The following is a 15,188-nucleotide window of genomic DNA, read 5'->3' on the forward strand; positions in this document are numbered from 1 at the left end:
CGTTTAACCTAGCGGAAACGGTACAGGTTGAGCATCATGGACACGCCGCCGTTCGTGCGCCACGAGTTCAGATTCTCCGTGTCGGAGGTCCGGGTGCTCCACAGGTTCCACATGATGCCGTTCGAGTTGCGAATCGACCAGGCTTGGGTTGCATTCAGATCCAGCCAGGGACCATAGGTGGCGGCGGTGCCGGTTTCCTTCACGAAAATGCAGGCCCACCGTGCAAAAATGGACTTTCCGCCCTGGATGTCCAGCACCGCGTCTTCATCCTGCAAAATGCCACCGGGCGATTTGGATAAACTGGTACGGGCATAGTCCATTGCTTTCAGGCCCATCGTCCGGTAGTCGGGGCTAGTGTAGTAGGGGCGCAATTCGTTGGCTGCCCCGATAAAAGTGCCCTGCGTGTAGAGCAAGGCGCCTTCCGTGATTTGGCCCGCCTGGTTCATGGCGCCTTTCACTTCCCCCGTGGAAGCGACGTACATGCGCGATACCAGCCAGTCCATGATCAGTTTGGCTTTGTCGCGGTAGGCGGTATTGCCGGTGGCCTTATAGAGCCGCATGGCGCAGATAGCGGCTGGCGCGTTGACGCAGGTGTTTTTCGACAGCTTATCGGTTTTCCACCACAAGCCCCCGCCCAGCGTCGTGTCCCAGCCCCGGGCCCACACCAAGTCGAAGTTCTGGCGGGCCATGTCGAGCATGCCGCCGTCGTTCCAAATCTCGTAGGCGCGGATGCACATCAACGAGCCCCAGATGACGTCGTCGTTGAACTCGTTGCTGCTCCACAGCAGGCCGTGTGCATCGCGCATGCCGTTGTAGAGGTACTGGATTTTGTTTTTGTATTCGGTGGTGGGGTTTACATTATAGGCGTCAATCACGGTTTCGATGGCCTCGGCCTGGGTCCAGAAATCCATGCGCTTGGTTTTTGCGATATCAAACCAGTAGTTGGCTTTGAAGGAAGGGCCATAGGTTCCGTATTGGTTATAGTACTTGTTGTCATAACTGCTTAAGGCTAGCAGCGCTTCACTTTTGGCAACCACCGCCGAGGAGCTTGCTGGCGTGGAAGATAAACCTGTCCCTAGGGTATCATGGAAATCCTCCTTTTGGCAGCCAGCGAGCAGGCTCAGCAGCAAGGCCGGCAGGATCACCCGACCCGTTTTCAGCTTTCGCCTAGCAGGCACCGTGGCAAGATTCTCGGGGTGGCAAGTAAAATCGTTTGTACACATGGGTTTGGGTTTAATCGGTGGGGTTTTATAGTTCAGACGGGTAATAGCGCTAGTAAAGCCGCACGCGAAGTCCGGCGGAGCGCGCCGCCGGACCCTAGGCAAGCGCTTCTCTCTGCATAATAAAAGCCACGAAGTAGCCGCACCCCCAACGGGCGAGGGAAGTATTTTTATGACTGTCGTGCTGAGAGTTACCGCAAGGTGGCTTCCTGCTCAGTCAGTTCTTGACCGCTCCCACTAGCCAGCGCACTTTATCGTTCGATCACACTTCGCTGTAGGGCCCGTAATAAGTCCCTTGTCGCTATAGCCTGTTGCCGGCCTAGATCTGTTCCCAGGCATGCCTCGAAGAAATCAGGCGCGTAGAACGACGCCGTTTTGATGGCTTTCCTATCAATAAGGTAGAAAGTGTTTTCATCGCCATCGTCTACCACACACTTGTTGGTAGCTTGGCCGGAAGCCTGATCATCCTTCAAAGCCCAAAGTTGATGAGGGCGTACTAGTTGCCAGGAGCGCAAGAGCGTAGCAGGTACTATCGCTTTGGGAAGGAAGTAGCGGTTCGTATCGGGCGTGGTGCTGCGGAAGCGCTGTTCCTGCTTTGAAAAGCTTGTGGTCAGTTTGCCGGGATAATTGACTCCTGCTGTACCTAGGTAAGGGCTGCGGTACGTGAAGAAGTAAATGCGTTCTTTCTGTTTAGCAATGATTAAGTAATTAGGCGACTCATACCAGGAGGAACTGCTTTGATAAATGATCGTGCTGTCGTAGTTGGCCTGAAAGAACAGATGCAAGGGCGTGCTTGCCATGACCTGCTGCGCTTTGAGCGGATCGGGATAGAACAGCCACAAAAGCATGACGCTAAAGAAGGCTTTGGAGCGCGAATCGATCATAATAATAGAACGAGGTTTTTAACGCTGCACATCACGAGTCATGCTTATTTGTCGCCAGCGCTGTGTTAGCCTACGGTGGTGGTAAGTAAGCAAAAATAGAAGCTAGCTTTTGCTCGAGTGGAGACAGCGCTCGGTTTCGCTACTCGCACTGCGCGTTCAACTACGTTCCATTAGTTTACCCCTAACTGGTACTTTTACCCGGCGCAAGCAACCTTACAAAACCGTTGCCTAGCTTGCCCGTACGTTGTACCCTCACTAACCCGCACTCCCTATGATCGCCATACCCGAATCGGAGCTGATGCTTAACCGCGACGGCAGCATCTACCACCTCAACTTGTTACCTGACCATATTTCCGACACCATCATTACCGTGGGCGACCCGGCGCGGGTGGCGCTAGTGAGCCAGCATTTTGACTCCATCGAGACGCAGATTCACAAGCGGGAGTTTGTGACCCATGTCGGCTACTACAAAGGCAAACGCCTCACCGTGATTAGCACTGGTATGGGCACCGATAACATTGATATTCTGCTTAATGAGCTGGATGCATTGGTCAATATTGACTTCGTAACGCGCACGTTGCGGCCACACGAGGAGCGCATTACGTTGCGTATCGTGCGGGTGGGCACCAGCGGGGCGTTGCAGGCAGATATTCCGGTTGGCTCGCATTTGGTGACGGAACACGCCGTGGGGCTCGATTCGCTCATGCAATTCTATCCATTAGTCGAAACGGGCTTGGAGGTAGAAGTGGGCGCGGGGGTGCAGCAAGCCTTGGGGCTCGACTACCGGCCGTACTGCGTGCGCGGCTCCGACCTGCTCCGCGAGCAGCTAGGTGCTGGTATGATTCCGGGTAACACACTCACCTGCCCCGGCTTCTATGGTCCGCAAGGCCGCGTGCTGCGCCTCGACCTGCGCCAGCCCGACCTCATCAGCCGCTTCCAGAACTTCCGCTACAACAGCGCCGAAGGCGAATTCCGGCTCACCAATTTTGAGATGGAAACGGCTGGCTATTATGCCCTAGGGCGGATGCTAGGCCACGAGGTAACTTCCCTGAATGCCATCGTTGTGAACCGCGCCACCGGTGAGTTTGCTCCCGATTCGGAGGCGGTTGTCAATGATTTAATCATCAAGACGCTCGATCGGGTGTAAGCTCCTGCTTACGACTGCATCAGGGCAAACACACAACAATCCCCAGGAAACAAGCTAGCGTAGCTAGATATCCTGGGGATTATTGTAATAGTTATATTTTGTCAAACTGTCTGAGTTCGATACTATATTTAGTAAAAATCAAAGCCTAACACAGCACGTAAGGGCAGCGCCTTTCCTGATTTAAGTGAAATGAATTCTGCATCGCTGGCCCACACCGTGGTATGAACGCGCTTGGTTGAGCCATCGGACGTTTGGAAGTAAATATTTACTTTGCTCTGATAACCATTGCCTAACACAGCCGCTCTTTCGGCTTGCCAACGTCTTTGTTGGCGCTCGACTATGGTTGTCAGGACATCGGAAGTGGGAAAGCGCATGGTAGAAATGGTTTCTCTGCTAACCATTTCGTTAGGTAAGGTATACATACGTGGGTAGGAATGATAGATGGATTATTTCCTGCTAATGTGCAGTTAATATATATTATATACAATGCTTGAAAATGAGAAAAGTTAAAAATGTGTGATTAGTTATCGGCAATCTTTGTTATGTACTTTATATCCAAAAAAAAGCTGTTGCCGCAGTGTATGTTCTGCTGCAACAGCCTCTCTGTTACTAGTTAAATCAGCTTTTTTGTCGAAGTAAGGTAGCTAGCGAAAAAGTCGTTAGAATGTGAACCCTAGCACCGCCCGCAACGGGATAGTGATACCCGCCTTGAGAGTGATATACTGCTCGTGCGTGGCCCACACCGATGTGCTTACGCATTTGGTGGCGCCATCATCTGTTTGGAAATAGATGTTCACTTTGTTGTGATACGCGTTGCCCAGTGCCGTGGCACGTTCCGCATCATGGCGTCGCTGTTGCTGCTCGGCAAGGTCAGACAGCACGTCGTCGGGTGGGAAATGCAGGGTCGGGATGCTTTCTTTCTCGATAATCTCTACATCTTGTTGCTCAAGAGGTTGCATAGGCAGCTAGGATACAGGTGAGGGTAACAGAAAACGACAGGCAGTGGAATGGAAGCCCAAAACAAGCCGCTAAACCCAAACGCGTGGTTGGCGCAGCAATGGGCTTAGGGCTATGTTACGATGGTATTACGCTATTCCGGCCAAAAAGGCCATTGTATCTACCCCATCCGCATAGTCGCCGACGGTGGGTAACTGTGCTTGCCCGAAATCGAGGCTGCCCGTATACCAGCCGTTATCCGAAACGACACACTGAGTTTGGGGGGCGACGCTAGCTAGCTGTGTTGTTAGGTCGGCTTCGTTGGCGTACGTACCATAGTGAACTACCGAAATTGGCGATACCAGCGGCGCATGTTCCGTGAGCAGCAGAAAGCCCGTGTCGAAGTGCGGCACGCGGTTTACCAACAGAATGCTCTTATTGTAATCGTAGTTGTTCTGGTACTTATGATGATTCAGTACCGTTTCCCAAGGCTGTAAAGCATCGAGCAAGGGACTAAAAGAGTAGTCTGCCGGCACAAAAAGCTTCGATACGTTGCGGCAGCCTAGGCCGTAGTATTGGAAGATATCAGGACCTAGCTTTGCTAACTCGGCTGCCGTTTCTTGCCCCGTGAGCACCGCTAAGCTGGTGCGATTGCGCCGAATGAGGTGGGGCTTCTTGCTGAAATAATACTCGAAGTACCGGGCCGTGTTGTCGGAGCCGGTAGCAATGAATGCATCGGCCGCATTAAGGCGGGGTACAAACGCAAAGCGTTCAGCGAAGCGGGGCTCGATACGAACCAACTCCTCCACTACCCAATTCATCAGTACGGTGTCGTCGGCGCTGGGCTTTGCCAGCAGCTGATGGCCGCTGACCAGCACGCAGAGCAGGTCGTGGAAACCGACGAGTGGAATATTGCCGGCCATTACCACGCCCACGCGGCGCGACGCAGCCGGCTCGGCGGGGTAACGGGCCGCCCAGGTGCGTAAGGGCTCTTCGGCCAGTAGGTACGCGATACCGCGCAGGGCAGTCGTTACATTGGGCGCATCAAACCACGCGTTGGTGTTGCGGGCCCTTGCGGCAAGCGTCGTTATCTCGTCGGCGGTAAGCTGTTCTAGACGGCGCCCCAAGGCCACAAAAGCAGCGAGGCGTTCGGAATGGGTCATCGGAGAAATATTGAGTACTAACTAGTAGGTGGTGAGGTGCCGTACCGTGAGTAGCCCTAAGGGGATACGGTATTGACACTTTATCTTTGTGAATTTATAACAGCAGTTTGGGGCACAATGTCCTTCTGCGGCCGTTAAAATTGGCAAATAGCTCGCAAGGCTACGGGTTAGTTTCTACTTTTGCTTAGTTAAGCCGGGCCATGCCCGCCTTTTTTGCGTATTTATCGTCATTCACCGAAATAAACCCAGAGGAAAACGGCTATGGCCATCATGATAACGGACGAGTGCATCAACTGCGGTGCCTGCGAACCAGAATGCCCTAATACCGCTATTTACGAAGGCGGCGCCCAATGGCGCTGGGCCGATGGCACCACCTTGAAAGAAGTAGCCGTAGACGGCGGACAAGTGGTATCCGGCACTGCTCCCCAAACGCCGGTTTCTGACGAGTACTACTACATCGTTTCGGACAAGTGCACCGAATGCATGGGCTTCCATGAGGAACCCCAGTGCGCTGCCGTGTGCCCCGTCGACTGCTGCGTAGACGACCCCGACTACCGCGAATCGGAAGAAAAGCTGCTGGCCAAGAAAGACTGGCTCCACGCAAGCTAATCTAGACCACGGATTCGACGGATTCTTCGGATGCCACGGATTTCGTGGACGCATTTTTTGTAAGTGTATTCTACACTCTTTTAGAATGTAAATAAAGCTCAAAGAGGCACCCTACCCTAGGGTGCCTCTTTGCGTTGGTGCCGGCTACAAAATCCGTGACATCCGAAAAATCCGTCAAATCCGTGGTCTAGATTAGGTGCCGCAGTTGAAATACTTGTCGTAGGCCGATTCGGGCAGTAAGCTGAACTGGCTTAGTATTTTGATCGGCCAGCGCAGCAAGCGAATAAGTCCGTAATTGTTGGGGTAGTCGCGGAAGGTTTTGGGTGGCGCGGCCACGATCTGGTCGAACTCGGCGCGGGTCAGTCCCAGGCGTTTGATGCAAAGATCAATGACGCGTTCATCCTCAATGGAGTTGATCTGGCTGGTGCGCTCCAAGGCTGCTTCGCGCGACATCTGCCCCGAACGCACCAAGGCCGAGTAGTTGAATAAGCGCCGATCAATATTGAACTTGGTGCGGTTCAAGTAGTAGATCACACTTTGGTAGAGGTCATCGAAGTAGTGAGCCCCCGGATTCTTCCACTCTAGCTCCCGCTCTAGCAGCTCATTCACCTCGGTGCGCACGTAGTCGACGTGGTAAAGCAGCGTGACAGTCTTGATGCGGCGCAGGAACGTGTAGTAGAACATCTCCTTCAGATCCAGATTGAAGCCAGGGTCGTTGGGCGACCAGGGCCGCAGCGGTACCGTGCCGAACTGCTTATGCACAGCTTTCAAGTACTTGCCATCCAAGTAATTCCAGGAAAGCGGCGCGATGCCCTCCGTGCGAAACGACTGCCCGATGACGATGCGTTGAATGCCTTCTTTGGCTGCCACGCCGTAGAGCGCCGTGGCAATACCTAGGTCGGTGCCCTCCTCCATATCCGGGGTGGAAGCTTTCAGGAACACAATCTTGAGGTCTTTCGACTCGCGCCAATCGGAGGTGATAGTGCGCATTTCGACCCCTAGCTTGCGGCAGGCTTTTACCATGTTTTCGCCCGCCACGGGGTTGCCGAAGCCATCGTTGAAGTGCACGGCCAAGGGGCGTAGCTTGAGCTGCGTTACGCAGTACCACAAGGTAAACGAACTATCGCGCCCCCCGCTGACACCTAGCACGCAATCGTACTTTTTGCCTTTGCCTACCTGTTTGATGTCGGCTGCTAGTTCCTGCACCTTTTGCCGCCCAGCTTCTCCTAGTGGAAAGGCGCGGTCCAGCTTATCGTGTAGCACGCAGAAGTTGCACTCCCCCTTGCTGTCGAAATGAATGCCAGGCACGGTGGTATCCATGATGCACCGCACGCAGCGCTGGTACTCTTTGGTGTGGGAAAAGTGGCGGGGTGAAGTGCTGGCCAGGGTAGATTCCTCGGATGTAAGGTGCGGCATAGGGAGTAGGGGAGGGCAGAAAAGCGAGTAAAAATAGAAGGAAGCAGCCGGCTTGCGTTACGGCTAGGACCTAGGTAGGTGGTCGAATTGGTAGCCTTTGCGGAGCAGCATGTCGCCGATGGCAGTGCCTTTTTCCGCACGGATAGGGCGGGGCACTTCCGCCATAATCAGTTCGCCGGCAAATTCATTGAACGTGCCCTGAGCCCGAATGCCACTTGCATCAACAGCCAGCGAGCAACCGATGCTTTTCTTGCCTTCGTACGGTCCGCCCACGATATAGCCCACGGAGGTAGTACTAACGACGGCTACGTTGTAGAGTTGGGCCAAGATGCTGAACGGTTTTACCCACTTTTCCTGGTAGGGGTCGTGCTCCTCGGTGATGGAATAATCGACCGTCCAGGAGGCAGGCGCCAGGATAAACTCAGCGCCCATGCGTGCTAGGGTGTGCCCAATGGCCAACCCGTCGATGTAATTGTCGGCGCAAACATTCACCCCGATTTTGCCCAGCGGCGTATCCACGACGTTCAAGGTTTGCCCGACGTTGTAGAAAGGTTGCTCAACAGTTAACAAGTTGATTTTGTGGTATTTGACAATTATTTCGCCCGCCGGATTGATAAGAAGGGCCGTGTTGTAGTTCCGGCCGTTTAGCTTTTCGGTGAGGCCCGCACAAACGTAGATGTTGTGCCTGCTAGCTTCCGCGCACAGCCGGTCGCTGAAGGCACCTGGAATCGGCTGCGCTTCGGTCAGGGCGCTGGGGTGGGTCCAGGCAAAGTCGAGCGTTTCGGGGAGCAACACTAGGTCGCAGCCCCGTTCGGCGGCCTCGGCAATCATACGGGCAGCGCGGTCGAGGTTGCGCTGAGGCTCGCCACCTTCTACCAGCAACTGGCCCATGCCAATACGGACGACTTCGGTAGCAATAGGAGCCGGCGTGTCGGCACTCGGCGCGGGCGGAGCTACCGGGTCAGGTACCAAATTGGGTGTCTTTTTCCGAAGAAGCGAGAACAGCGGAGCCATAAGCAAGGCGAAGGGAGAGCAAAAGCGAGGACTTCAAAAATACCAGCGGAATTTATAAAAGAAGCTGGCCTTTCGCTAAAAAGCTAAGTTGCTTCTGCTCGCATACCACAAACATATTGCGCAATTACCGCAAATGGCGAATAACAACAGGAGAATGCGCTGCTAGCTAGGCGCCACGCCCGTCTGTTCAGGTTGCTCACCGACCCCTGTTATGCTAGCCCGTTCCTTATTTTATTTAAAAGCTACCCCAGGCCTAGCAGTGCATCGAAGGGCGTATGGCAATGAATACCTTATATTTGATTCTTACAGCAAGAGAAACATGAAAGCTAACCCGCTTGAAGCGTTCTATACCAAGTTTGCAGCTATAAGTCGGGTGGGAGGAGAAGGTCTGCCGCCGAACATGCAGCAGGAAGTCGGGCATTTTAACGTCTTCAACGTGACGGATCTGATGCTCACCTACCCTAACCGGCCGCCCATGACGTTTGACCGGCAGCCATTTTACAAAATCAGTTTAATTCGCGGAAAAAGTCGGGTCGAAATTGCTGACCGCGCGATAGAGGTCGAAGGCAAAGCCCTATGGTTTGCTACGTCCAAAGTGCCCTACCGCTGGCAGCCCCACGACGCAAACCAAACCGGCTATTTCTGCATTTTTACCGACGAGTTTCTGCTGCCAATTAGGGACGGGGCTGGGCTGGAAGAATTGCCGGTTTTTCAGTTGGGCGCTTGCCCAGTATGGGAGCTAACGGACGCAGAATATCAGCTGTTAGAAGGCGTTTTTGAGAAGATGGCGCGAGAAATGACCTCTGGCTATGCGTACAAGTACGCCCTGTTACGCGCCTACTTGTTGGAACTCATTCACCTAGGTCAGAAGTTGCAGCCTACCCCGCTTGTGGCGCCCGCACACAATGCGTCGGCTCGGCTAACAGCATTGTTTGCCGAGTTGCTGGAACGGCAGTTTCCACTGGCTATTCCCAGGCAGCAATTGCACCTGCGCTCGGCCAAAGATTACGCCGACCACCTAGCCGTACATGTGAATCATTTGAACCGGATTCTGAAGGAAACCACCGGGCAGACGACCACGGCGCTGATCGGAAACCGGGTGGTGCAGGAGGCGAAAATTCTGCTGAAGCAAACCAACTGGACCGTTTCTGAAATTGCCGATAGTCTAGGTTTTGCGGACGTGGCGCATTTCTGCACCTTTTTCAAGCGGCAAACGGGCCTAGTGCCCAGCGCTTTTCGAGACTAGTGCAATTGTTTGAATTATTAAGTGGAGGGAGCTTAGTCCTGCTAGGCTTGTTTTGCCTCCCTAGCTTTCTGTTGGGAATCCTTGCCCACGGATCTGAACTCATTGTGCAATAGAACCTCTGCTATGTTCCCTGGGCATCAGCTAGGCCTTTGTGGCTAGCGTTTCCCGCCCCGCCGCGAATTGCCTACTTTTGTAGGGATTCTGAACTGATTTTAACCGCCGATGGCCCTCGCCAAAACCTACACGCCCGCCGACGTTGAAGCCAAATGGTACCAGCGCTGGCAGGAGCAAGGCTTTTTCAAAGCCAAACCGAACCCCCGCAAACCTGCTTATTCCGTGGTCATTCCGCCGCCCAACGTGACGGGCGTGCTGCACATGGGCCACATGCTCAACAATACTATTCAGGACGTGCTGGTGCGCCGTGCCCGCATGCAGGGCAAGGAAGCGTGCTGGGTGCCCGGCACCGACCATGCCTCTATTGCCACGGAAGCCAAGGTGGTGGCCCTGCTCAAAGAGCAAGGCATCAACAAGCGCGACCTCACCCGCGAGGAGTTCTTGAAGCACGCTTGGGACTGGAAAGAAAAGTACGGCGGCATCATTCTGGAGCAGCTCAAAAAGCTAGGTGCCAGCTGCGACTGGGACCGGACGCGCTTCACCATGGAGCCTGAAATGACTGAAGCTGTAATGCGCGTGTTTGTGGATTTGCACCAAAAAGGTCAGATCTACCGCGGCGTGCGCATGGTGAACTGGGACCCGCAAGGCCAAACCGCCATCAGCGACGAAGAGGTAATTGCCAAAGACGTGACGGGCAAAATGTACCACTTGCGCTACGAGGTAGTAGGGCAGGAGGGCCAGTACTTGACCGTTGCTACGTCGCGCCCCGAAACCATCATGGCCGACGTGGCGGTAGCCTTGAACCCCAATGATGAGCGCTACAATCACTTGCACGGCCAAAAAGTCCACATTCCGCTGCTAGGTCGCGAGATTCCGCTTATTTTGGATGAGTACGTGGCCATTGACTTCGGCACGGGGGCGCTGAAGGTAACCCCGGCCCACGATCTGAACGACTACGAGCTAGGGCTAAAGCATAACCTAGCCGTCATCGACATTCTCAACAACGACGGCACGCTCAACGAGAAAGCTGTGCTCTACGTGGGCCAGGACCGCTTCGCCGCGCGCAAGCAGATTACCAAGGACTTGCAGGAAGCCGGTCTGCTCGACAAAATTGAGGAGTACCAAAGCGTGCTGCAAACCTCGGAGCGCACGGGGGCGGTGATTGAGCCGCGCTTGTCGTTGCAATGGTTCTGCAAAATGGACCAGATGGCGAAGCCTGCCCTGGCCGCCGTGGAAACCGACGAAATCAAGCTGCACCCGCCCAAGTTCAAGAACATGTACCGGGTGTGGATGGAGAACGTGCACGACTGGTGCATTTCGCGCCAGCTGTGGTGGGGTCAGCGCATTCCTGCGTGGTACCTGCCAGACGGCTCGTTCGTGGTGGCTTTGAACGAGGAAGAAGCCCTGAAGCTAGCTCGGCAGAAGACCGGCAACGAAAACCTAGCTTTAACTGACATCCACCAAGACGAAGACGTGCTGGATACGTGGTTTTCGTCGTGGCTGTGGCCGATTTCGGTATTCGACGGCTTTAAGGACCCCGACAACGCCGACGTCAACTACTTCTACCCGACCAATGACCTCGTAACGGCGCCCGAAATTCTGTTTTTCTGGGTGGCGCGCATGATCATGGCCGGGCTGGAATACCGTAAGGAAGTGCCCTTCCGCAACGTGTACCTCACCGGCATCGTGCGCGACGACCAGGGCCGCAAGATGAGCAAGCAGCTGGGCAACTCGCCCGACCCGCTCGACCTCATTGCCCAATACGGCGCCGACGGCGTACGCACCGGCATGCTGTTCTCAGCCCCGGCCGGCAACGACTTGCTCTTCGACATTAAACTCGTCGAGCAAGGCCGCAACTTCACCAACAAGCTCTGGAACGCCTTCCGCCTCACGCAAGGCTGGGAAGTAAACCAAGATTTGCCCTTCGCCAGCGAAAAAGCGGTGGAGTGGTTCGGGGCTAGGTTGCAGGAAACGCTGGTGCAGCTCGACGAGCACTTCGAGAAGTTCCGCATGAACGATGCGCTGCTGACGGTGTACAAGCTCGTGTGGGACGATTTCTGCTCGGTGTACCTGGAAATGGTGAAGCCCGCCTACCAGCAACCCATTGATGCCGAGACGCTGAAGCACACCATCGGCTACTTCGAAACGCTGCTGAAGCTCCTGCACCCGTTCATGCCCTTCATCACCGAAGAGCTGTGGCACGAGCTAGCTCCGCGCGGCGCGAAGGAATACGTCTGCGTGGCGCCCTGGCCCAAGCTGACGCCGGTTGCGGGCAGTGCCGACATCCTCAGCCGCATGACCACGGTGCTCGACGTCGTGGCCGGTATCCGCAACGTGCGCAACCAGAAGAACATCGGCCCAAGCAAGCCGTTGGTAGTAGCCGCCAAAACAGAGGAGCAGGAATTGTTAGCCGCTTATGCGCCTATCATCAAAAAGCTCGCTAATGTGAGCGAGTTGAGCTTCGTGCACGAAGGGCTGACTGGTGCGGTGAGCTTCGTACAGGGCGCCAGCGAGTTCTTCATCCCGCTAGAAGGCCACATTGACCTGGCGGCGGAGCGAGTGCGCATTGAGAAGGAGATTGAGTACAACCGCGGCTTCTTGGAGTCGGTGTTGAAAAAGCTCAGCAACGAGAAATTCGTGCAGAACGCTAAGCCCGATGTAATTGAGCGCGAGCGGCAAAAGCAAGCCGACGCTGAAGCCAAAATTGCAGCATTGGAGCAAAGCTTAGCTTCGCTGTAAATGGAAGATCATTTAGTTTTACATGAGAAGGCTGCCTACCTAGGTGGCCTTCTTGCTTTCAGGCTTGCCCGCGCATCAGTTATTTCGAATGACGTGGGGAAGCTGGCTAATGCTCTTGGGTGTGGCCTAGGTTCCTGGCACTGTTCGGAAGGATGAGGCTAGAAACAAACCGTCAACATTTCGCCACGAAGCATGCAGCCAACCTAGCTTCTCGCGTTTCTTTGAAGCGAAAGCAAATTAGTGCTGCTTTACGCGTCTTCCACTTTTGCATCCCAAACGCATGAAAAACGTCAACCCTTTACTAGTGGGTGCCAGCGTGCTCGCCCTCGGCTCGGCGCAAGCGCAGCCAGGTAACCCGCCCGTGGCTACCATTAAGCCCAAGCAGCTGACTACCCTAGGTCATACACGCACCGACAACTACTACTGGCTCAACGAGCGCGAAAACCCAGAAGTAATCAAGTACCTAGACGCTGAAAATGCCTATTTCGATGAGAAAATGGCGCCCGCGAAGGCCCTAGAAGGCAAGATTTTTAGCGAAATTAAAGGCCGCATCAAGGAGCAGGACGAATCGGTACCGTACCGCGACAATGGCTACTATTACTACACCCGCTACGAAACCGGCGGGGAATATCCGATCTATTGCCGCAAGAAAGGCGACCTGAAAGCCCCAGAAGAAGTATTGCTCAACGCCAACCAAATGGGCAAAGGCAAGAGCTACTTCGCCATCGGGGGCTACGAGGTAAGCGACAATAACCAGCTCATGGCCTACGGTGCCGATACGGTGAGTCGTCGACTGTACACGCTGCGTTTCAAAGACTTAAAAACGGGGAAGGTGTACCCCGAAGCCATCCCGAATACCAGCGGCAATGCCGTGTGGGCCGCCGACAACAAGACGGTATTCTATGCCAAGAAGGACGTGACAACGCTGCTGCCCTACCAGCTCTACCGCCACACCCTAGGTACCGACCCAAAGCAAGATATGCTGATTTATGAGGAGAAGGATAATACCTTCAACCTAGGTATAGGTCGCTCGAAATCAAAGAAATACATCTTCCTGCAACTTGGTAGCTCGCTCTCCAACGAGTTCCGTTACCTAGATGCTACCACTCCCACGGGCGAGTTCAAAACGTTTCTGCCTCGCGAGCAGGACCACCTGTACAGCATTGAGCACATGGGCGACAACTTCTACGTGCGTACGAACTGGGAAGCGCCGAACTACCGCCTAATGGTGACGCCAACCAGCAATACGGCCAAAACCGCTTGGAAAGATGTGATTCCAGCCCGTAAAGATGCGTTCATCAACGACTTCGACTTGTTTCGCGACTTCCTAGTGGTGAATGAGCGCAAGAATGGCTTGCTGCAACTGCGCGTCATTAACTGGAAGAGCAAACAGGAGCATTACCTCAAATTCGACGAGCCGGCCTACATGGCCACCTTTGGCGCCAATGCGGAGTTTGATACGCCGGTACTGCGCTACGTGTATACCTCCTTCACCACGCCGCCCTCCACTTACGACTACGACATGAATACCCACAAGAGCACCCTGCGTAAGCAACAGGCCGTGCTAGGTGGTTTCAAGAAAGAAGATTACGTAACGGAGCGCACCTTTGTGAAGGCCCGCGACGGCGCTATGGTGCCGATTGCCATTGTCTACAAGAAAGGCTTCAAAAAGGACGGCAACGCGCCAGTGTTGCAGTACGCCTACGGCTCCTATGGTTACTCGCAAGACCCGACTTTCAGCGCGGCTCGCCTGAGTTTGCTCGACCGAGGGTTTGCTTATGTGCTCTGCCACATTCGCGGCGGGCAGGAAATGGGTCGGCAGTGGTTTGAAGATGGTCGTATGCTGCACAAAATCAACAGCTTCAACGACTTTATCGACTGCTCCGATTACCTGGTTAAGGAGAAGTACACCTCACCCGCTAAGCTATTCGCCATGGGCGGTAGCGCCGGGGGGCTGCTCATGGGTGCTGTGGTAAATATGCGTCCTGACCTCTACAAAGGCGTTATTGCAGCTGTGCCGTTCGTAGATGTTGTAACCACCATGCTCGATGAAAGTATTCCGCTGACCACCGGCGAATACGACCAATGGGGCAACCCCAACCAGAAGCAATACTACGATTACATGCTCTCGTACTCGCCCTACGACAACGTGAAGAAGCAAGCCTACCCCAACATGCTCGTGACCACCGGCTTGCACGATTCGCAAGTGCAGTACTTCGAGCCGGCTAAGTGGGTCGCCAAGCTGCGCACCATGAAGACTGACAATAACCTGCTGCTGCTCCACACTGATATGGCGGCCGGTCACGGAGGCGCCTCCGGCCGCTTCAAGTCCATCAACGATACGGCCCGGCAGTACGCTTTCATGCTGATGCTGCTCGGCTTGAACTCGTAAGCGTGTAGCGTGAGCTTCGTACATCAAACAAAAATCCCCGTCGTTCGACGGGGCTTTTTGTTTGGTGAGACCTAGGTCCTTATTCGCCGGATAGCGTGTCAACGGCTACGTTCTGTCCGCCGCGAGGCGTGATGCCTTGCTTTTGCATTTGCAGCTGAAAGGTCACTTGCTCACAATCAGCGAAGCGTTTTTCGGCCAATTTCAGCGCCTGTTCTGTGGTCGAGAGCTGTTGGTACAAATAAATAATAGTGCCTAGCGAAACGAGGAGGGCTAGGAGGAAAAGAAGGTTTTTCATGCGGTAATAGCAG

General features: G+C 54.4%; 13 protein-coding genes. 5 read left to right on the forward strand and 8 right to left on the reverse strand.

What is annotated here, in order from left to right:
• Positions 1 to 8: 8 nt before the first annotated feature.
• Complete coding sequence (locus BXP70_RS15855) at positions 9 to 1,223, reverse strand: glycoside hydrolase family 76 protein (RefSeq protein ID WP_086595084.1); 1,215 nt, start codon at positions 1,221 to 1,223, stop codon at positions 9 to 11.
• 248 nt (positions 1,224 to 1,471) lie between these two features.
• A complete protein-coding gene (locus BXP70_RS15860) occupies positions 1,472 to 2,104 on the reverse strand; it encodes a hypothetical protein (protein ID WP_086595085.1) in 633 nt (210 codons plus the stop codon).
• 271 nt (positions 2,105 to 2,375) lie between these two features.
• On the opposite strand from BXP70_RS15860, the gene BXP70_RS15865 reads away from it, so the two are divergent.
• Positions 2,376 to 3,251, forward strand: a complete 876-nt coding sequence (locus tag BXP70_RS15865; RefSeq protein ID WP_179197713.1) for a nucleoside phosphorylase — start codon at positions 2,376 to 2,378, stop codon at positions 3,249 to 3,251.
• A gap of 128 nt (positions 3,252 to 3,379) precedes the next feature.
• On the opposite strand, the gene BXP70_RS15870 is transcribed toward BXP70_RS15865, so the two are convergent.
• The 3 genes from BXP70_RS15870 to BXP70_RS15880 all read right to left on the reverse strand — a co-directional run bounded on the left by BXP70_RS15870 (position 3,380) and on the right by BXP70_RS15880 (position 5,350).
• Entirely contained in the window at positions 3,380 to 3,673 is a 294-nt protein-coding gene (locus tag BXP70_RS15870) for a hypothetical protein (RefSeq protein ID WP_086595086.1), read from the reverse strand.
• Between the two features lie 237 nt (positions 3,674 to 3,910).
• Positions 3,911 to 4,210 carry a hypothetical protein gene (locus BXP70_RS15875; protein WP_086595087.1) on the reverse strand — a complete coding sequence of 100 codons (300 nt, stop codon included), beginning with the start codon at positions 4,208 to 4,210 and terminating at the stop codon, positions 3,911 to 3,913.
• A gap of 126 nt (positions 4,211 to 4,336) precedes the next feature.
• Positions 4,337 to 5,350 carry an acyl-CoA reductase gene (locus BXP70_RS15880; protein ID WP_086595088.1) on the reverse strand — a complete coding sequence of 338 codons (1,014 nt, stop codon included), beginning with the start codon at positions 5,348 to 5,350 and terminating at the stop codon, positions 4,337 to 4,339.
• A gap of 261 nt (positions 5,351 to 5,611) precedes the next feature.
• Between BXP70_RS15880 and BXP70_RS15885 the strand changes: the two genes are divergently transcribed.
• On the forward strand, positions 5,612 to 5,959 hold the full coding sequence (locus tag BXP70_RS15885) for a 4Fe-4S dicluster domain-containing protein (protein WP_086595089.1): 348 nt from the start codon (positions 5,612 to 5,614) through the stop codon (positions 5,957 to 5,959).
• A 192-nt stretch (positions 5,960 to 6,151) separates the two neighbouring features.
• Here the strand turns inward: BXP70_RS15885 and BXP70_RS15890 are convergent, their stop codons facing one another.
• Positions 6,152 to 7,375 carry an N-acetyl sugar amidotransferase gene (locus BXP70_RS15890; protein ID WP_086595090.1) on the reverse strand — a complete coding sequence of 408 codons (1,224 nt, stop codon included), beginning with the start codon at positions 7,373 to 7,375 and terminating at the stop codon, positions 6,152 to 6,154.
• A gap of 63 nt (positions 7,376 to 7,438) precedes the next feature.
• The gene (locus BXP70_RS15895) at positions 7,439 to 8,389 is read right to left on the reverse strand and encodes a carbon-nitrogen hydrolase family protein (protein ID WP_086595091.1); all 951 of its coding nucleotides are present in this window, start codon (positions 8,387 to 8,389) and stop codon (positions 7,439 to 7,441) included.
• Between the two features lie 319 nt (positions 8,390 to 8,708).
• Between BXP70_RS15895 and BXP70_RS15900 the strand changes: the two genes are divergently transcribed.
• From BXP70_RS15900 to BXP70_RS15910, 3 genes are all read left to right on the forward strand, one after another.
• Positions 8,709 to 9,635 (forward strand): helix-turn-helix domain-containing protein, encoded by a 927-nt coding sequence (locus BXP70_RS15900; protein ID WP_086595092.1) that lies wholly within the window; start codon positions 8,709 to 8,711, stop codon positions 9,633 to 9,635.
• A gap of 222 nt (positions 9,636 to 9,857) precedes the next feature.
• Positions 9,858 to 12,488 carry a valine--tRNA ligase gene (locus BXP70_RS15905; protein WP_086595093.1) on the forward strand — a complete coding sequence of 877 codons (2,631 nt, stop codon included), beginning with the start codon at positions 9,858 to 9,860 and terminating at the stop codon, positions 12,486 to 12,488.
• 280 nt (positions 12,489 to 12,768) lie between these two features.
• On the forward strand, positions 12,769 to 14,880 hold the full coding sequence (locus tag BXP70_RS15910) for a S9 family peptidase (RefSeq protein ID WP_086595094.1): 2,112 nt from the start codon (positions 12,769 to 12,771) through the stop codon (positions 14,878 to 14,880).
• Positions 14,881 to 14,959: 79 nt separating this feature from the next.
• Here BXP70_RS15910 and BXP70_RS15915 read toward each other — a convergent pair whose 3' ends face one another.
• A complete protein-coding gene (locus tag BXP70_RS15915; protein ID WP_086595095.1) occupies positions 14,960 to 15,175 on the reverse strand; it encodes a hypothetical protein in 216 nt (71 codons plus the stop codon).
• Positions 15,176 to 15,188: the final 13 nt, after the last annotated feature.

Source organism: Hymenobacter crusticola, assembly GCF_002154225.1.
GTDB classification, from domain to species: Bacteria; Bacteroidota; Bacteroidia; order Cytophagales; family Hymenobacteraceae; genus Hymenobacter; species Hymenobacter crusticola.